At 70.6% G+C, this 18,781-nt stretch carries 11 protein-coding genes and 1 pseudogene; 9 read left to right on the top strand and 3 right to left on the bottom strand.

The annotated features are described in order from the left end of the window. Positions 1-55: 55 nt before the first annotated feature. The gene (locus ACIQD6_RS32680; protein ID WP_401889680.1) at positions 56-1,192 is read right to left on the bottom strand and encodes a PQQ-dependent sugar dehydrogenase; all 1,137 of its coding nucleotides are present in this window, start codon (positions 1,190-1,192) and stop codon (positions 56-58) included. Positions 1,193-1,585: 393 nt separating this feature from the next. Here ACIQD6_RS32680 and ACIQD6_RS32675 point away from each other — a divergent pair, with 393 nt between their 5' ends. The 3 genes and pseudogenes from ACIQD6_RS32675 (at position 1,586) to ACIQD6_RS32665 (ending at position 8,324) form a co-directional block, all read left to right on the top strand. Then, on the top strand, positions 1,586-4,243 hold the full coding sequence (locus tag ACIQD6_RS32675) for an ATP/GTP-binding protein (RefSeq protein WP_401889678.1): 2,658 nt from the start codon (positions 1,586-1,588) through the stop codon (positions 4,241-4,243). A 278-nt stretch (positions 4,244-4,521) separates the two neighbouring features. Beyond that, positions 4,522-5,178: pseudogene (locus tag ACIQD6_RS32670) on the top strand (phosphotransferase); the annotation flags it as partial. 224 nt (positions 5,179-5,402) lie between these two features. Further along, positions 5,403-8,324: a hypothetical protein gene (locus ACIQD6_RS32665; protein WP_401889676.1), complete on the top strand. Its 2,922-nt coding sequence runs from the start codon at positions 5,403-5,405 to the stop codon at positions 8,322-8,324. Between the two features lie 40 nt (positions 8,325-8,364). Here the strand turns inward: ACIQD6_RS32665 and ACIQD6_RS32660 are convergent, their stop codons facing one another. Beyond that, positions 8,365-9,159, bottom strand: a complete 795-nt coding sequence (locus tag ACIQD6_RS32660) for a class I SAM-dependent methyltransferase (RefSeq protein WP_401889673.1) — start codon at positions 9,157-9,159, stop codon at positions 8,365-8,367. A gap of 353 nt (positions 9,160-9,512) precedes the next feature. Between ACIQD6_RS32660 and ACIQD6_RS32655 the strand changes: the two genes are divergently transcribed. After that, entirely contained in the window at positions 9,513-10,814 is a 1,302-nt protein-coding gene (locus ACIQD6_RS32655) for a sensor histidine kinase (protein ID WP_401889825.1), read from the top strand. After that, positions 10,811-11,488, top strand: coding sequence for a response regulator (locus ACIQD6_RS32650; protein ID WP_401889671.1), 678 nt, complete (start codon positions 10,811-10,813; stop codon positions 11,486-11,488). The genes ACIQD6_RS32655 and ACIQD6_RS32650 overlap by 4 nt, the downstream gene beginning before the upstream one ends. Before the next feature lie 49 nt (positions 11,489-11,537). On the opposite strand, the gene ACIQD6_RS32645 is transcribed toward ACIQD6_RS32650, so the two are convergent. After that, on the bottom strand, positions 11,538-12,236 hold the full coding sequence (locus ACIQD6_RS32645) for an HD domain-containing protein (RefSeq protein ID WP_401889669.1): 699 nt from the start codon (positions 12,234-12,236) through the stop codon (positions 11,538-11,540). Positions 12,237-12,536: 300 nt separating this feature from the next. Here ACIQD6_RS32645 and ACIQD6_RS32640 point away from each other — a divergent pair, with 300 nt between their 5' ends. From ACIQD6_RS32640 to ACIQD6_RS32625, 4 genes are all read left to right on the top strand, one after another. Then, entirely contained in the window at positions 12,537-13,940 is a 1,404-nt protein-coding gene (locus ACIQD6_RS32640; protein ID WP_401889666.1) for an aspartate aminotransferase family protein, read from the top strand. A gap of 199 nt (positions 13,941-14,139) precedes the next feature. Further along, entirely contained in the window at positions 14,140-14,823 is a 684-nt protein-coding gene (locus tag ACIQD6_RS32635) for a GntR family transcriptional regulator (RefSeq protein ID WP_401889663.1), read from the top strand. A gap of 191 nt (positions 14,824-15,014) precedes the next feature. Continuing rightward, positions 15,015-17,618, top strand: a complete 2,604-nt coding sequence (locus tag ACIQD6_RS32630; protein WP_401889824.1) for a glycosyltransferase — start codon at positions 15,015-15,017, stop codon at positions 17,616-17,618. Positions 17,619-17,983: 365 nt separating this feature from the next. Continuing rightward, positions 17,984-18,634 (top strand): hypothetical protein, encoded by a 651-nt coding sequence (locus ACIQD6_RS32625; RefSeq protein ID WP_401889822.1) that lies wholly within the window; start codon positions 17,984-17,986, stop codon positions 18,632-18,634. The last annotated feature ends 147 nt before the right edge of the window (positions 18,635-18,781 follow it).

Here is an 18,781-nt window from a genome sequence, read left to right as displayed (position 1 = left end):
CTGTCAATGCGGCGGCTCCGGAGGCCCCGTGGGTCCTACGCTCTTCGGCTCATTGCTATGCAGGGTCAATACGGGAGACCGTGCCGCCGATGGCGAGCACGTACAACTCGCCGTCGCCGCGCTGCACGAACGAGACGACCTCGCCGCCGTTGACTCCGAGGTCGCTCTGGCCGGTCACCTTGCCGTTCTCCATCCGCAGAGCGCGGACGGTGCCGTCGCAGTAGTCGCTGAACACGTACTGCCCCTTGAGGTCCGGGATCGCGTCGCCTCGGTAGACGTATCCGCCGGTCACCGAGCAGCCCGGCCCGTTACGGTCGTACTCGTACACCGGCGGTACGTGGTTCGCGGGCTCCGTGCCGCCCCGGAAGGGGTGGGTGCCCTCCATGTCGGACCAGCCGTAGTTCTCGCCGCCCTTGCTGCTTGCCGGGGCCCAGTCGATTTCCTCCCACTCGTTCTGGCCGACATCGCCGATCAGCATGTCGCCCGTGCCCGTGTCGAAGGAGAACCGCCACGGGTTGCGCAGCCCGTACGACCAGATCTCTTCCTTCGCGTTCGGGGTGCCCACGAACGGGTTGTCCGACGGGATCGCGTACGGCTCGCCGCCGGTCGGGTCGATGCGCAGAACCTTGCCGAGAAGGGTGTCGAGGTTCTGCCCGTTGTCATGCGGGTCGCCGCCCGCGCCGCCGTCGCCGAACGCGATGTAGAGGTAGCCGTCGGGGCCGAACTTGATGTCGCCGCCGTTGTGGTTGGCGTACGGCTGCGTCTGGGTGAGGACGGTGCGCCGGGTGTCCGGCTGGATCTTGCCGTCCCGTACGGCGAACTCGTCCACGGTGCTGGTGCCTTCGAGGTTCGTGAACGAGATGTAGAAGTGCGCGAACTCCTTGTCGAACGCGATGCCCAGCAGGCCGCGTTCGCCGTCGGTGGTGGTGTCGGCGGTGATGTCGAGGACGGGCTCGCCGAGTCCCTGATCGTCCAGAACCCGTACGGTGCCCGCGCGTTCGGCTATCCAGACGGTGTCCCCGGGCCCGGCGGTGCCGGCGACCGGATTCTTGGCTGTGGCCACTTGCTTCAGCGTGACCTCCGCCTTCTGGCGGGGGGCTGTTCGCTCGTCGGCGGACGCCGTGGTGAGGGCGAGGGAAGCGACGAGGCAGATGGTGCCGATGATCGCCGTGCTTCTGGTGCGAACGTTCACCGTGACCTCCTGGAGGCGGCGAATGGGGGGTGACCCGGCTGCTTGGGGCAGAGTTATGGGGTGTCGCGCCCGCGCCAGCACGCAACCTGGGTGGGGGGAATGTGTGCCACTGGCTACGGGTGAGAGTACCGGGACAGGTGCGTCTGGCGTAGACCAACTCTTCGGCCATGCATGGCTGTTCAGCCTTCGTCGCAGGGTTCCCCGGCGCCCGGATCGGGGCCGCGCTCGGGCCGGGGCACGGCCCGATGAGGTGAACCGGGAGAACCTGCAACGCGATTCAGGCCGCATTTGGACCACCACCCTCACCGCCGCCAAGCCACCTTCTCTGGGCTGTCTGTCAACATGCCCGCTGATCTGGTTGGGTTGAGCTTGTCGACATGGGGGGGGTGCTGCGTGGCCAGGTCTGATCTTCGGGCGCTGTTCCGGTCCAACGACCGCGAGCTCAGGGCGGTCGATTTCTTCGCGGACCGGCGTGACGAATGGGCCACGGTGGCGGCCTCTCTCTTGCGGCACACCCGGTGGGTGCAGCGTTCCGGCTTCGACGTGGAGGATCTGGAGACCGCTCGTCGCAACGTCCTTGTCTTCTACGGGGTCGGCGGCATCGGCAAGTCAACCTTCTCGCGCGGCGTCGCCGAACACCTGGTGGACAGCTCGGTACGCGGCGGCGACTGGCCGCCGCTGGACACGGAGGTCGGGCGGGTCGTACCCGTACGCATCAACCTGTCCAAGGAATCGGGCGCTGACTTCGAGACACTGGTGCTGGCCCTGAGGCTGGCGGCATCGGAGCTCGGGGAAGCCATGCCGGCCTTCGACCTCGCCTTCCAGCGGTACTGGGAGCGCAACCATCCGGGTGAGCCGGTCGACGAGTATCTGCGGCGGCGCACCTGGTTCAGCAGGTTCCCTGGGACACGATCGCTGTCGGGGCAGATGCAGTCGGCGCTGTCCGACGTCGCGCAGGCGGTGGCCCTGCCGGGAACCGCGGGTGCGGTGATCGGGCAGAGCGTCGGTGTGGTCGTGCGGGCGCTGCGCGAACACCGCCAGCAGGTACGCGCCCTTGCGGAGTGCCAACGGCTGGCTGACCTGCTGGAGGCTGAACCCGACCTCGAGGCACTGAGCTACTACTCCCATCTCCTGGCCTGGGACCTGAGCCGGGTACCGGACAAGAAGCGGGCGACCCTCGTCGTTCTGCTGGACACCTTCGAGGATGTCGGCGACCGCGTGCACCGCGACCTGGAGAGACTGATCCAGCGCGTGGTGTGGCTCATGCCGAACGTCCTGTTCGTCATCACCGGCCGCAACCGGCTCCAGTGGGGCGACGCCAAGCTCGAAGGTCAGCTTGACTGGACGGGCCCGGAGTGCTGGCCGCTGCTGGTCGGTGGTGCGAGCGAGGAACCGCGGCAACACACGGTTGGTTACCTCTCGGCGGAAGACTGCGAGATCTACCTGTGCGAGCGGCTGACCATCGCAGGGCGACCGCTGATGGACGACCGCACTCGCCGCATGATTACCGCGAACTCCCATGGTCTGCCGCTCTACTTGGACTTGGCGGTCATGCGGTTCCTCGACCTCTACCGCCGCCACGACCGCGCCCCGGCCCTCGGCGAGTTCAACCTCGACTTTCCTGCCCTCGTCGCGCGTACGTTCCGCGACCTCACCCCGGACGTACGCCGCGTATTGCGTGCCGTCAGCCTGCTGGATTCCTTCTCGGTGGAACTGGCCACCGCCGCTGCGGGCCTTGACCACGACGCCCCCGCGCTCGACCTGGTCGAGCGGCCATTCGTCGACACCGACCCCGGTGCACCCTGGCGTTACCGGCTGCACAATCTCGTGCGGGACGTGGTGCGGGGAGCCGACCATACGAGTGAGGACCGGTGGAGCGAAGCGGACTGGCAGCGGGCGGCCCGCCGTACCTTCGTGGCACTCGGCCGGGAGGCGACCGGTGACGACCGCGCCCGCCTCGTGGCCGCACTGCGGCAGGGCCTGCGTCTGGCCCGGGACTACCGGCTGGATCTGAGCTGGATGGCCGAAGCCGCGTTCCGGTACGTCGACGATTTCATCTGGGAACCCATCGAACTCCCGGCCTTGAACGAGAGCGGAGGGGACACGATCAGCACGCCGGCCGAAGCGCTGGCAGTGACGCTCTCGGCGATCGCGCAACGGCAGCGCGAGCACCGCGGACGCACCGCGGACCGACTGCGTACGGTGCTCGCCTCGAACCAACTCCCCGAGGCACTGAGAGAACTGCCCCGCTATTTCCTCGCCGAATGCGAGCGCGACCTGGGGCACTTCGACGATTCGCTGGAGGGGATGCGTCAGGTCGCCGATGCCGGCGGCCGTCTCGCCGCCACAGCCGCACGCGGCCTGGTGCACCTGGCCCGCCGGGTCGGCCGGTTTGAACACGTACGTACTGCCGTGGAAGCCCTCGGGCCGGAGGGCCGGGCCGATCGGGCCCGCGGCGACCTGTGGTGGACGCAGGGCAGCATCGGACCGGCGTGCTCGGCCTACGCCGCAGGCCGGGACGAGGCACTTGGCCTCGGCCAGCCGGGTGAGGCGGCGCTCTCGCAGGCATGCCTGGCCTTCGCTGCCGCCTTCCAGGACCGCCCCCGTGCTGCGGAACAGATCGCCCGCGCCGAGCACATGCTCGGTGGGGTGTCGATCCGCTGGGCGGACATCCAGACCGCCATCGCCACACTCGTACGGGATGCCGGTGTTGCCGAGGACCTCCCGCAGCGGGCCGAGGACACGATCGCCCGTGCTGGCGAAGCGGGACTCACGTCCTCCATCGCTTACATCCGCCTCGCGGTTTGCCTGCACTTCCTGGTGCTCGGGAGCACTGCCGAGTTGGATGAAGCGCGAGGGCGGCTGCGCGCGTGCGTACGCGGGGAGGAGTTCGCCTACCTGGCGGAGCTTTCGTACCTGATGGCCGACGACGAGCCGCCGGCCGACTTACCCCGAGCTCGATGGCTGGACGGACAGGCCTCTGTGCAGGCGCGCTGGGGCGCGATCGTCGAAGATCGGCGCCGGGAGGCGGCCGCGATCAGAGGAGCATGAGCCGGTGGCGAAGTACACCACGCTGGAACAGATCAACCTGCCGGCCGTGGCCGACAGTTACGGCCTCGACGATCCGCGGCTCGCCCCGCTGTCGGGTGGCGCGGCCAACTCCAGCTTCCGTCTCTCCACCGCCTCCGACGAATTCGTCCTGACCATCCTCGACAACCACGACACAGCAAGCGCAGAGTTCCTGGCAGCCCACACTCAAGCACTGTTCCTCCTCGGCGTACCGACCAGCGCTACCGGCCACCGACGGTTCCCTCCTCACACACCTCGACGGCCGACCAGTGATCCTCAAGGTGTGGACCGAGGGACGGGTAGAGCAACCGCTGCCGACGCCGCTCCTGCCCGAAGCGGGCCGCATCCTTGCTCAACTGCATGCGCTTTCACCGCAGTCACCGGGCCTCGCCAGCGTCCCGATCGGCACCCGCCGCCTCTCGGCCGACCACGAGGCTCTCATCCCGGAACTCCCGGACAGGGAGTTCGCAGCCTGGCTCACCGATCGACTCAACCGTATCCACCAGGCCGAAGCGACAAACCGCCGCCCGCGAACGGTGACGCACGGGGACCTCTTCGACGACAACATCATCGTGCGGACCGACGGCAGACTCACCGTCCTCGACTGGGAGACGATTTCCCTCGACGACCCACTGCTCGACCTCGGTATGGCGGCGGTGGGTCTGGCCCAGGAAGCCGGCGAACTGGCACCGGAGCGTGTGAAGGCCCTGGTCGCCGGCTACGACCAGGTCGCCCCGCTCTCGGAGGAGGACGTGGCTGCGCTCCCAGGGGAGATTGGCCACGCGGCGCTGATCATCGCTTTCCACCGCTACTACCGGCACAACGTCCGCTTCCCTGACCCGTCCAAGAGCACGTACCACACGGAGATGATCAGGTTCGTGGAGTCGGTGGAGAGTGCTGTCCAGGTATTGGGCTAGCCGAACCGGGGCGGACTCTTTCAGCACAGAAGGGGACTCGTGCGGTGTCCGCATGAGCCGTCACGTAACGCCCCCTGGCCCTGTGGACCGCCGCAGAGCGAGCGGATCCGCCGCCAGGTGATGAGGCAACCTATGGCCAGTGGTTGCCGTCCTGGGGGAGGGGGCTTCAGGGCCTCGGGGATCACCGGGGCGCCATGACGTAAGTGGTGACGAGGAGTGACACCTTGAGACATGTTGTACGCGTGGCCGGTGCGGCTGTGGCGGTGCTCGCGCTGGCCGTGGTGCCGACGGGGCCCGCGTCCGCGCGGACGTCGGTCGATTCCCCATCGGCTTCCCCGTGGATTTCCCTGTCGTCCGTAGCGTCCGGGAGCGGTGGCCAACAGCTGCCGTCCGGTTGGCGGTTCAGCGGTACGGGCGCCGGGAAGCAGCTGGTCTGGGTCTCGCCCGAGCCGGTGCCCATGGGCGATGCCCGGGTCGAGTTCTACGCCGGGGACACGCTCCTGGGGCGGCCGGTGGCCTCGCGTGATCGGCGGTCGTTCCGGCTGCCCGTCGACGGCTCGGGCGTCGGGCAGGTGACGGATCTGCGGAGGTCGGATCTGCGGGTGACGGATCTGCGTGTGGTGGCCGCCGGGCGCCGTCTGGACGCGGCCGGGGACGCGGCGGCGTCGCGGGCCCCTCGCCACGACTCGCCCGCGCTCCCCTCAACTCCCCTTCCCGCGCTTCAGGTTGATCCCGGGGCGCCGGGTTCGTACCGCACCCGCAGCGGGGAGTACACACTCCCGTCGGTACGACTCCCCGGCTTCCCCGCGCCGGTGGAGATGCGCGCCACCGTGGTGGGGCCCGTCGGCGCCCCGGGGAAGCGGCCGTTGGCGCTGTTCCTGCACGGCCGTCACTACACGTGTTTCAGCGCGGCAGGCGAACAGAGCGAGGACTGGCCCTGCGCGCCCGGCACGCGGCCGGTGCCCAGCCATCAGGGCTATCTGGGAGCCCAGAAGCTCCTGGCCTCCCAGGGCTACGCAACGGTGTCCATATCCGCGAACGGGATAAACGCGCAGGACCACCTCGCGGAGGACGACGGCACGCAGGCCCGTTCGTCCCTGGTACGGCTGCACCTCGCCCGTTGGGCGGACTGGGGTGCGAACCGGGCCGCCGCTCCGGCGGCCGTCCGCGCGGTCTCGTCGGCGGACCTGAAGCGGGTCCTGCTGGTCGGCCACTCCCGAGGGGGCGAGGGCGTCAACCGGGCCTCGCTCGACAGCCTTTACCGGCCACCCGCCGATCAGGACGGTTACGGCGGTCCGGTGCGCTGGAACATACGCGGCAACGTCCTCATAGGCCCCACCATCTTCGGCCAGAACCCGGCCCCCGACGTGCCCACCACCACCATCCTGCCGGGCTGCGACGGCGACGTGGCCGACCTGGCCGGCCAGATCTACGCCGACGGTACGCGCGGCGTCAGCCGGGGCGCCGCCCTGCACAGCGTGGCGTACATGGTCGGTGCCAACCACAACTTCTTCAACAGCGAGTGGACACCGGGGCAGGCGAAGGCACCGGCCACGGACGACTTCTGGTCCGACGGCGGCTCACCGGACCCGGTGTGCGATCCGGGCACGAAGACCCGGTTGACCGCCGCTCGGCAACAGGCCGCGGGAGCCACGTACATCGCCGCGTCGGCGCGGCTGTTCGTCGCGGGTGACGACCGCGTACGCCCGCTGCTGGACGGCTCGGGCCGGCGCGCGCCGTCGGCGGACCCCGCGCGGGTGCTGACGCACGCCGTCGGCGGGAACCGCACACCGGCCTTCCTGCCGGGCCCCTCCGTCGCCGTGGACGGTGGCCGACTGTGCGCACAGGTGGACCCCGACCCGGCCCGCGCCTGCCTGCCGTCCAATGACGACGGTGCTGACGAGGGTGGCGACGCGAGTGGTGACGAGGGCGGCGACGCGGGTGGTGAAGCGGGCGGCGGGTCGCCGCACTTCGCCTCCTGGGAGACGCCGTCGGAGCCCGGCCGTGAGGCGGTCGCGATGCGCTGGTCGAAGGCGGGTGCGGCCACGCGCGTACGGTCCGTACGGCCGGTTTCCCTGGCCGGTTCCAAGGAGTTGGCGCTACGGGTGATCGTGCCGCCCAACACGACCGGCACCCAGCTGGATGTCGGCCTCGTCGACACCTCGGGCCGCCGGGCAACTCTCGGCCGGGCCCGCGTCGACGGGCTGCCGGGCAGTGAGCGGACCGCCTCCCACTGGGCGCGTGAGGTCCGCGTACCCCTGTCCGCCGCCACCGCAGCCGGGCTGGACCTGAAGCGCGTGAAAGCACTGGAACTCACCCCGCGCAACGGCTCCGGGCAGGCCTGGCTGATGGACGCCTGGGGTTATCGCCCCGGCACACCCGCCGTCGTGCCTGCCGCACTGCCCCGCGTCGACATCGGCCGGCTGACGGTCGGGGAGGGCGATTCCGGGGTGCGGCACTACCGCGTTCCCGTGCGCGTCTCCGGGAAGGGCAGCGGCCAGATCCGGCTGTTCGTGCCCGAGCCCGGCACGGACGAGGCCACGTACCGGACGGTGACGGTACGTCCGGGCACCCACGACCTGGACGTGCCGGTCGAGGTACGGGGCAACACCCGATACGCCTACGGGGTCCCGCACGACGCGTTCGCCAAGACGGTGCGCGGCGCGGTGGTCGGCTCGCACCGGGGTGGCGTGACGGTACGGAACGACGACCCGATGCCCAAGGTCACCCTGACGCCGGTCGCGGACCAGGTCACCGAGGGCAGCCCGCTGACCTGGCGGATGTCACTGTCCGAGGCCGCCGACGTGGACATCTCCGGCGAACTCCTCCTTCTGCCCGTCACTGAGGGCACGGAGGGCAGCGAGCGAGAGGAGCTGTCCACGACTGACGTCGAACCGCGCTGGCTGGCGGACAACTTCGGCCAGGAGCCCGAACCGGCCCGACCGCTGTCCACGATCGCCGACGACATGCCTCTGTACGTCAATGTGCCCGCGGGCGCGTTGAGCGCGGAAGTGAGCGTGCCCACCGTCGAGGACGGGGTGAGTGAAGGGGAGGAATCGCTGAAGGTGCGGTTGACCACGTACGACGAGGACTGGGAGCCGCAGGTGGGGCCGGTGTTCACGGGGACGGTACGGGACGCGTCGTAGCCGCTGGATCACGAGGCCGGGGTGTGGTCACCGCCCGTGGTCACCGTCCGGCCTCGTGATCCGGGCCGTGGGTGACGCGGATTTTGGACTGGCCGTGCGGGAGGTCCTCCCAGTCGGCCATGAAGCGGGCCGACAGGCCGTGCTTCTCGGCCAGGACGATGAGCGTCTCGGTGCGGTAGTAGAAGTCCTCCCGCAGCACCTGGTGCTCCTTGCCCTCCGTACGGTCGAAGGTGAAGTCGAACCAGCCGCCCGGCGCCAGCACCCGGCCGATGTGGGCGAAGCACTCCTCGATGACCGGGATCGGCGAGTGCGAGAAGACGCTGTGCGCGTGCACCACGTCGAAATGGGCGTCGGGCAGGAAGCGCAGGGTCAGGTCGCGGACCGGGGTCAGTGTGGGGAGCCGCTTCTGCAACTCCATGCGGACCATGGTGTCCTGGGCGGCAGCGAGGATGTCGGGGGAGATGTCGATGCCGTAGTAGTGCCCCGGCTCCAGGTGCCGGATGAACCGCCAGCCCGCCCGCAGGTTGCCGCACCCGATCTCCAGCATCCGGTGCTCGGGGCGCAGGCCGTGGGCGAGCAGGTAGTCGAACTGCATCGCCCCCAGCGCCAGCCACCGGTCGTGGCTGCGGCTGCCGACCGCCGCGTCCGGGTCGGCGCGGGTGTCGGACTTCATCACCGCGCGGTAGTACGAGACGTGGTCCGGCCAGCGGTAACGCAACCACGCGTCCCGTGTGGCGCGTGACAGGTGGCGTGGCACCCGCCCCGGGTGGCGCAGTGCGTAGCCGATGCGGTGGCTGAGGGCGGCGCGGTTGACGGTGACATTCTTGGTGGGCATGTCGGTTCCCCTCGCTGTTCGGTGCGGGTTTCGCGGGTCCCGCCGGTCTGCGGGGACTCGCTGGTCTCGTACCAGCCTCGGTGTACGAGAGGGAGTCGGCCACCGCTGACCGGCTGGGGTACGGAGACGGTTCGGGGGATGCCGGTGTCAGCCGATCGGTTGATGCGGTGCTACGCCGGGTGCGTTAGTGGCGTGCGTGATGTGAGTGGTGTGAGTGGTGAGGAGGATGGTCGGTGCCGCACGGCGACCTGGGTGAGGACCTGCGCGAGGGCCCGGGTGAGGACCTGGGCGAAGACCGTCCCCCGGGGCGGGGTGAGCGGGACGATCCGGACGGGCGGTGGCTGACGGCGGTCATGCACGTCGCGTTCTCCCTGCTGCTGGGCTCCTCGCTCGCCCGGTACCTGACCCGCGACCAGGGCGGTACCCGTACCGCATGGGTCGTCACGCTGTTCGCCGTCTTCTGGCTGCTGTACGTCCTCGGGCGGTTGCTGGCCCCCGCGCCGCGTCCCGGAGCCCGGCCCACCGCCCGGCACCTGGCCTGGCTGGGTACGGTGTCGGCCGTCTGGATCGTCCTGCTCGCCCTCGCGCCGAGCGCCACATGGTGCGCGATGCCGCTGCTGTTCGCCGGCCTGCACACGCTGCCCGCGCGGATCGCGGTGCCGGTGGTGGGCGTGCTCACCGCGCTGGTCGTCGCCTCCCAACTGCGGGTCTCGGACGGTGGGATCAACCCCAACATGGTGATCGCCCCGCCGGCCATCGCGGCGGTCGCCACAGCCGTTCTCGTCCACCTCCAGCGCCAGGCCGCCCGCCAGCGCGTCCTGATCGACGACCTGGTCCGCACCCGCCGCGACCTGGCCGCCACCGAACGGCGGGCGGGCATCCTGGCGGAGCGGCAGCGGCTGTCCTCGGAGATCCACGACACCCTGGCGCAGGGCCTGTCCAGCCAGCGGATGCTGTTGCAGGCCGCCGAACGCGTCTGGAGCGCCGACCCGGACACGGCCCGTGGACACATCCGGGACGCGGCCGAGAGCACGTCCCGCAGCCTCGCCGAGGCCCGCCGCTTCGTCCATGACCTGTCCCCGGCCGACCTCGCCGAATACACCCTGGCCGAGGCGTTGAGCGCGCTCGCCGACCGCGAGAGCGGTGCGGGGCTGACGGTGGTCTTCCGGCTCGACGGCACCCCGGGCCCGCTGCCGGAACGGGTCGAGGCGGCGCTGCTGCGCATCGCCCAGGGCGCGCTGGCCAATGTGCGCGAGCACGCGGCGGCGACGCGGGCCGCGCTGACCTTGACGTGTCTCGACGATCAGGTCTCGTTGGACATCGCCGACAACGGCCGGGGCTTCGACCCGGACGGCCCGGCGGCCTCCGGAGCGGACCGGGCGCGCGGGCACGGGATGCCGGCCATGCGTATCCGGGCACGGCAGTCGGGCGGCGCGCTCACCGTGGAATCCACGCCGGGCGAGGGCACGGTGGTGTCGGTGGCCGTTCCCGTCAGTGACCCCGGGTCCCTGAGCGCCTCAGATCCCCTGAGTACCTCAGATCCCCTGAGTCCCCCCGATCCCCTGAGTCCCCCCGATCCCCTGAGTCCCCCCGATCTCCTGAGCACTTCCGATCCCTTGAGCACTTCCGATCCCCTGAAGGAGACCACCTCGTGAGCCCCTCGGAACCCTCGTCGCCGATCCGGCTGCTGCTGTGCGACGACCACGCCGTGGTGCGTGCCGGGCTGCGCGCGCTGCTGTCCAGCACCGACGGCATCGAGGTGGTCGGTGAAGCCGGCAGCGGGGAGGAGGCCCTCGCCGTAGCCGCCCGCGTCCGGCCCGACGTCGTACTGATGGACCTCCAACTCGGCGGCGGCATGGACGGCGTGACGGCCACCCGCCACCTGTTGACGGGTGGCGGGTCGGTCGGCGATGGGGAGGCTTCCGACGTACCGGTGCCGCGCGTGCTGGTGCTCACCATGTTCGACACCGACGCCGACATCGCCCGCGCCATCGAAGCGGGCGCCACCGGCTACCTGCTCAAGGCCGAGAGGCCGGAGGAACTGTTCGCCGCGATCCGCGACGCCGCGTCCGGCCGTACAGCGCTGTCGGCCCCGGTGGCCGAACGCGTACTGGCCCGGATGCGCAGCCCGCGCCCCGCCCTCTCCGAGCGGGAGCGCGACATCCTCCAGCAGTTGGCGCGCGGCCTGGGCAACCGGGAGATCGCCCGCGCCCTGTTCATCAGCGAGGCCACCGTCAAAACCCATCTGGGCCGGATCTACGGCAAGTTGGGGGTGGACACCCGGGCGGGGGCCGTGGCGGTCGCCAACGAGCGGCGCCTGCTGTCGTGACACCGGCCTCACCGGCCCCACCAGCCCCCTCACTGACGGCGCCCCCCGCTCACTCCGGCCAGGCCGAGTTCTCGATCACGTCGACGAAGTCCGTCCGGACGAACCCGGGCGAGAAGCGCGCCAGGACATCCGCCTTCACATTCCCGAACGCCGTGTCCGGCCGGTGCTCGATCCCCTCCGTGAACGCCCGCAGAATCCGCCGCTTGAAGTCCGGGCGCGGGTGCGCCGCGACGACCTCGTCCCTGACCTTCTCCGGTACGGAGTCCAGCCCCATCCCCAGCACGTCGAACTCCACCCCCGCCGTCACCAGCGCGACCTCGGGTTCCATGTGGGCCGGGATCTCCGGCGTCGTGTGCAGGGCGATCGCGGTCCAGACGATCCGCGCGCTCTCCCGCGACAGCCCGTGGCGCAGCAGGAAGTCGCGGGCCGCGTCGGCGCCGTCGATCTCGAAGCGCTGCTGGGAGGCGCGGTACGCCTCGGTCAGGCCGAGGTCGTGGAACATCGCGCCGATGTAGAGCAGTTCGGGGTCGTACGACAGCCCGCGCCGTCGCCCCTGGAGCGACCCGAAGAGGAAGACGCGACGGGAGTGGTCGTACAGCAGCGGGCTCGTGGTGTCCCGCACCAGCTCGGTGGCTTCCCTGGCCAGGGCACTGTCGGGGATCTCGATATCGGCGATGCGCTCGGCGGAGGACGTGGAGGACGTGGAGGAAGTCGAGGGCGTGGGAGAAGTCGAGGGTGTCGATGACATGGCGGCCCTGCCTTTCGGGAGCGGCGTCCGGAGCGGAACACGCCCCGGCATCTCTTCCCACTCTCGGCCCCCGCGCCCGGCCTCGCCATGTCCGGCCTCGCCACACCTGGTCACGTCCGGCCGTACGCCCGCCGTGCCCCAGCACACCCCGTACGCCCGCCATGCCCCGCCCCGCCATGCCCCGCCTCGACACTCTGCCGCCCCGGCACTCTGCCGATCTGCCCATCTGCCGATCGAAGTGGCCCGGTCCATACGCCCTGGCCGTACCGTCGCCCGCCCGCGCCTCCCTACCCTGGGCGCATGAACCCTCATCCCGATCACGCCGATCACGCCGATCACGCCGGTCACGCCCGTCACGCAGACCCGCAGGCCGGTGCGGCGGTTAAGGCGGCCGACCGCGCGCACGTGTTCCACTCCTGGTCCGCCCAGGAACTGATCGATCCGCTCGCCGTCGCAGGCGCCGAGGGTTCGTACTTCTGGGACTACGACGGCAACCGCTACCTCGACTTCACCAGCGGCCTCGTCTTCACCAACATCGGCTATCAGCACCCCACCGTCGTCGCCGCCATCCAGGAGCAGGCGGGCCGTCTCACCACCTTCGCGCCCGCCTTCGCCGTCGACGTGCGGTCCGAGGCGGCCCGCCTCATCGCCGAGCGCACCCCTGGTGACCTGGACAAGATCTTCTTCACCAACGGCGGAGCCGAGGCCGTCGAGAACGCCGTCAGGATGGCCCGGCTGCACACCGGCCGCCCCAAGATCCTCTCCGCGTACCGCTCGTACCACGGAGGCACCTCCACCGCGATCAACCTGACCGGCGACCCGCGCCGCTGGGCGTCCGACACCGGCTCGGCGGGCGTCGTCCGCTTCTGGGCGCCCTTCCTCTACCGTTCGCCCTTCTACGCGTCGACCGAGGCCGAGGAGTGCGCCCGCGCGCTGGAGCACCTCGAAACGACCATCGCCCACGAGGGCCCGGCCACCATCGCGGCGATCGTCCTGGAGACGATCCCGGGCACCGCCGGTGTCATGACCCCGCCGCCCGGCTATCTCGCGGGCGTACGGGAGATCTGCGACCGGCACGGCATCGTCTTCGTCCTCGACGAGGTGATGGCGGGCTTCGGCCGGACCGGGAAGTGGTTCGCCGCCGAACACTTCGATGTCGTCCCGGACCTCCTCACCTTCGCCAAGGGTGTCAATTCCGGTTACGTCCCGCTCGGCGGCGTCGCGATCTCCTCCGCCATCGCCGACACGTTCGCCACCCGCCCCTACCCGGGGGGACTCACCTATTCCGGCCATCCGCTGGCCTGCGCCGCCGCCGTCGCCACGATCGGCGTGATGGCGGAGGAGAAGGTGGTCGAGCATGCCGCGCACATCGGCGAGACGGTGCTCGGTCCGGGCCTGCGCGAGCTGGCGGCGCGCCATCCCTCGGTGGGCGAGGTCCGCGGTACGGGCGTCTTCTGGGCCCTCGATCTGGTGCGGGACCAGGGGACCCGCGAGCCGCTGGTGCCGTACAACGCGACGGGCGAGGCGAACGCACCCATGGCCGCCTTCGCCGCCGCCTGCAAGAAGAGCGGCCTGTGGCCGTTCGTGAACATGAACCGGACGCACGCGGTCCCGGCCTGCAACATCACCGAGGCCGAGGCGAAGGAGGGGCTGGCGATCCTGGACGCGGCGCTGGCGGTCGCGGACGAGCACACGACGGCCTGACGGCGAGTTGCCCGACGGCGCGGAGTGAGAGCGGTACGCGGTGAGTGGTACGCGGTGAGTGGTACGCGGTACGCCGGTACGCCGGTACGCGCGGGGCTGGCGGGATCCCGTCGGCCCCGTGCGCCCCACAAGGAGTCCGCCCCATCCCTGCCAAACCCTGGCTTAAGGTGTCCGAAGCCGGACGAGGGGACAGAAAACCATGCCCGCCAGCGGAGCTGTGACCCGCAGTACATTGCGGCAGCAGATCGCGGACGCGCTGCGTGACGAGGTGCTCGCGGGGCGTTTACTGCCGGGGCAGGAGTTCACCGTCAAGCAGATAGCCGAGCAGTACGGAGTTTCCGCGACGCCGGTCAGGGAAGCGCTGGTCGATCTCTCCGCGCAGGACCTGCTCGACTCCGACCAGCACCGCGGTTTCCGGGTGCATCAGTTCTCCCTCGACGACTTCCGGGGGATGGTCGAGGCCCGCTCACTGATAGTGGACGCCGTCTTCCGTGAGCTGGAGGGCGAGTACCTCGCCGCCAGGGTGCACGGCCCGGCGCTGGTGTCCGTACGACGCCGGGCCGAGGAGGCCACCCGCGCGGCCAGGAGCGGCGACCTGAACATTCTCATCGGCTACGACCTGCGGTTCTGGCGCGAGTTGGGCGCCCTGGTGGCCAACCGCTACGTCGCCGACTTCCTGCACAGGCTGCGCGTGCAGGCCTGGGTCTTCTCCGTACCGTTCCTCCGCGAGGACGACGAGGGCGGGAAATGGCTGTGGCACGGACATGAGCAGCTGGTCGACGCGTTCACGCTCGGCGACGTGCTGGCGGTACGGGCCGTGATCGGCGAGTACGACGATCACTCGCTCAAGTGGGCGGACCGGCTGGGGAGCCCGCGCCGGTGAGCGGGGACGGTACGAGCGTGGAGCGGAACGGCGTGGAGCGGAACGGCGTGGACCTGAACGGCGCGGATGGGAACGGCTTGAACAGCGCGGACACGGACACGGACACGGACATGGCGCACGCGCCCGCCGGAGGAACACACACGCCCGGCGGAGGAACACACGCGCCCGCCGGAGGAACAGACGTGACGACCATGGGCCTGAGCAAGGACGCCGCGAAGAAGGGCACCGGGAGCGTGGACCTGACCGTCGTCGTCCCCGCGTACAACGAGGAGCACCGGCTCCGCCCCACCCTGGACGCCATCCGCGCCCACCTGCGCGCCGATCCGGACCGCTGGGGCACGTGGGAGCTGATCGTCGTGGACGACGGCTCGACCGACGGCACGGCCGCGATCGCCGCCGAGGCCGCGGTCGACGAGCCGCGCGTCCGGCTGGTGACGGGCGACGGCAACCACGGCAAGGGGCACGCCCTGCGGCAGGGCGTGCTGGCCTCGCGAGGCCGCCGCGTCCTGGTCACCGACGCGGACCTGGCCACCCCGATCGACGAACTCGACCGGCTCGACCAGCAGCTCACGGCGGACGGCGGCGGCGCGGCGATCGGCTCGCGCGCCCATCCCGACGCGCGGATAGAGGTACGTCAGCTGGCGCTGCGCGAGTGGCTCGGACGGCTCGGCAACAGGCTGATACGGCTGGTCGCGGTCAACGGCATAAGCGACACCCAGTGCGGCTTCAAGCTCTTCGACGGCGAGCAGGCGCGGGCCGCCTTCGCCGGATCCCGGCTGGATGGCTGGGGCATAGACGTCGAGATACTGCGGTTCTTCCGGCGCTCGGGCTGGCCGGTGACGGAGGTGCCGGTGCGCTGGTCGCACCAACCGGGCTCCAAGGTACGGCCGCTGGACTACGGCAAGGTGCTGCTGGAGCTGGTACGGCTCAGGGCGGCGGGAGGTGCCGGCGGCGCGGGGAGCCGGGGCGTTCTCCGTACGGATCTCGCCATCGCCGGACTCTTCCTCCTCGCCTCCTTCTTCCTCTACAAGGGGCTGTGGGCGGACCTCCACCACGCGTACCTCGCGGACGCGGGGTCGGACCAGAACCAGTGGGAGTGGTTCTTCCGGGTCACCGCCGAGAACGTCGTCCATCTGCGCAACCCGCTCTTCACCACCCTCCAGAACTTCCCCGACGGCGTGAACCTGATGGCGAACACCGTCATGCTCGGGATCTCCGTCCCCCTCACCCCCGTCACGCTCGCCTTCGGCCCGGCCGTCACCTGGGCGCTCGTCCTGACGCTCGGCCTCGCGGCCACCGCTTTCTGCTGGCACCGGCTGTTCGCGCGCCGGCTCATCGTCCACAGCCGGTGGGCGGCGGCCCTCGGCGGGGCGCTCGCCGCCTTCGCGCCGCCGATGATCTCGCACGGCAACGCGCACCCCAACTTCCTTGTGCTCTTCATGATTCCGGTGCTCGTCGAGCGGGCGCTGAGGCTGTGCGACGGCGAGCGGGTCGTACGGAACGGTGTGCTGCTCGGCCTCTTCGCGACGTACCAGATCTTCCTCGGCGAGGAGGCGCTGCTCCTCGCCGTGATGGGGATGCTGCTCTTCGCGCTCTCGTACGCGGCCGTCCGCCGCGATGTGGCGCGGGCGGCGCTGCGGCCCCTGCTGCGCGGGCTGGGCATCGCCACGCTGGTCTGTCTGCCGCTGCTGGCGTTTCCGCTGTACTGGCAGTTCTTCGGGCCGCAGAGCTACCACAGCGTGCTGCACGGCGACAACGCCGGCAACAGCCCGCTCGCCTTCCTGGAGTACTCCGGGCGCGCGCTGTTCGGTGACGAGCAGACCGCCGACGCGCTGGCGATGAACCGTACCGAGCAGAACGCGTTCTACGGCTGGCCGTTGATCGCCCTCTCCGTCGGGATCCTGGTGTGGCTGTGGCGGTCCGCGGCGGTCCGGGCGCTGGCGTGGACGGCGTTCCTGGCGGCGCTGCTCTCGCTGGGGCAGCGGATCCGTATCCCGTTCACGGACGTGGTACTGCCGGGGCCCTGGCTGATGCTCGCCGATCAGCCGCTGTTCGAGTCGGTCATCGAGTCGCGGGTGGGGATGATCTGCGCGCCGGCGCTGGGCGCGATGCTGGCGCTGGCGGTGGACCGGCTCGCGGACCGGCGCGGAGAGCTCGGAGAGTCCGGAGAACGGGGAGAGCTCGGTGAGTCCGGAGAGCTGGGAGAGTCCGGAGAGCCGGGAGTTGCGACAGGGCTCGGCGCTCTGGAGGTGGCGTACCGGCGCCAGCAGCGGACCATCCGGACCATCGGGCTCCTGGCGGTGGCCGCGGCCCTGCTCCCGATCGTGCCGACGACGCTGCCGGTACGGGAGCGTCCGGACGTCCCGCCCTTCATCGCCGAGGGGATGTACCGCTCGTACGTCTCCAAGGGCGAGACCGTCGTGCCCGTACCGGTGCCCGACCCGGGCAACGCCGAGGCGCTGCACTGGCAGTCCGCGAGCGGCCCCGGCTTCTCCGTGCCCGGCGGCTACTTCAACGGCCCGTGGGGCGAGGACCGTCGCGGCATCTACGGCGCCCCGGCCCGCTACACCTCGAATCTGCTGCGTGATGTCCGCAACAGCGGCCAGGTCCCGGAGATCAACGCCCAGTGGCGCGCTCAGGCCCGCTACGACCTCGCCTTCTGGAAGGCGGGTGTGGTGGTGCTCGCGCCGCAGCCCAATGACGCGGTGCTGAACGAGACGGTGGAGAAGCTCCTCGGACGCCCCGCGAAGAAGGTCGGCGGGGTCTGGATCTGGGACCTGCCGCCGGCCCGGTGACCGGGAGCGCGCGCGGGCCGACGGGCTGGGAAGATGTGAATGTGTGCGCGCGGAGTGGTCGGGACGTGTGCACACGAGAGGTTCGGGGCAGACGGGTGCCTGTCGGCCGTGACGTGCGGGTGTCGGTCAGCCATGACGTGTGGGTGTCGGCCGGCCGTGACATGTGGGTGGTGGCAGGCCGGGACGGGTAGGTGTTCGCTGACCGTGACACCTGACCGCGACACACGGAGTTGGCCGACCGGGACGCCCTCACGCTGGCTGACCGGTCCCTTCGCCGAACGAGCCCGCCGCACTACGCTGTCCCGAATTACGCTGTCCCGACCATCGCGCGCACGCGTACGAATCCGTTGGAGAGCGAGCCTCCCTTGGCCTGTGACCTGTGGTTGGTCCCCCTCGTCGATGTGCTGTGCCACAGCCCCGACAATCCCTTCGCCGAAGAGATCGCCGTCTACGACAAGGCGCTCGGCGACGCCGGGCTGCCGTCCGTTCCCGTCTTCGCCTATATGCCGGGCCTTTCGGGCGATGTCGCCCCGGTCGCCGGCTTCGACTACGACGCGCTGCACTTCCTGCGGCGCGCGTATCTGCTCCAGCTCTGCGGCCTCGCGGTGACGCCGGTCGGTGAACTGGGCGGTGACTACGAGCAGTTGCTGGAGATGTTCGAGTCGACGGCCCAGCAGTCCCATCTGGTCTGGCACTACGACCACGCGGGCGCGTACGTCCCGGTGGACTACTCCTCGCCCCTCTCGAACGAGGAACTCCTCGCGGGCGGCGGCCCGCTGGGCTCCACGCAGGGCCTGCTGCGCGAGCTGGAGTTCGTCGGCCCGTCGATCGGCATCGACCCGGCCAACCCCCCGTCCGCCCCGATCCCGCCGGACCGCCCCACGTCCCTGGAGGAACCGGCGACCTCGATCCCGTACGACGACAGCCCGTTCGCCCGGGAACGCCACGTCTGGCTGGGCCTGCACGCGGCGGCCACCCGGAGCCTGGGACAGGGCTCGATGATCATCTTCAGCTGACTGGCTGACTGGCTGACTGGCTGGCGGACTGCCCGTCGCCGGGCCGCCCGCCGGCCGATGGGCGGCTGACCCGTCGACCGACGGGCGGCCGGCGCGGAGTGAGGGCCGACGAGATCAGTGTCGGCCCCGCTTCGCGGCCACGAAGAC

This window comes from Streptomyces sp. NPDC088400 (assembly GCF_044753355.1).
GTDB lineage: Bacteria > Actinomycetota > Actinomycetes > Streptomycetales > Streptomycetaceae > Streptomyces.
Note: the sequence above shows the minus strand (reverse complement) of the source record. Positions and strands in the feature narration are given on the sequence as shown.

What these genes read in the sequence shown, in the direction of transcription:
- ACIQD6_RS32660 (WP_401889673.1), bottom strand. Translation starts at nt 9,159, where the DNA reads ATGCCCACCAAGAATGTCACCGTCAACCGCGCCGCCCTCAGCCACCGC.
- ACIQD6_RS32655 (WP_401889825.1), top strand. Translation starts at nt 9,513, where the DNA reads ATGCACGTCGCGTTCTCCCTGCTGCTGGGCTCCTCGCTCGCCCGGTAC.
- ACIQD6_RS32645 (WP_401889669.1), bottom strand. Translation starts at nt 12,236, where the DNA reads ATGTCATCGACACCCTCGACTTCTCCCACGCCCTCGACTTCCTCCACG.
- ACIQD6_RS32640 (WP_401889666.1), top strand. Translation starts at nt 12,537, where the DNA reads ATGAACCCTCATCCCGATCACGCCGATCACGCCGATCACGCCGGTCAC.
- ACIQD6_RS32635 (WP_401889663.1), top strand. Translation starts at nt 14,140, where the DNA reads ATGCCCGCCAGCGGAGCTGTGACCCGCAGTACATTGCGGCAGCAGATC.
- ACIQD6_RS32630 (WP_401889824.1), top strand. Translation starts at nt 15,015, where the DNA reads ATGGGCCTGAGCAAGGACGCCGCGAAGAAGGGCACCGGGAGCGTGGAC.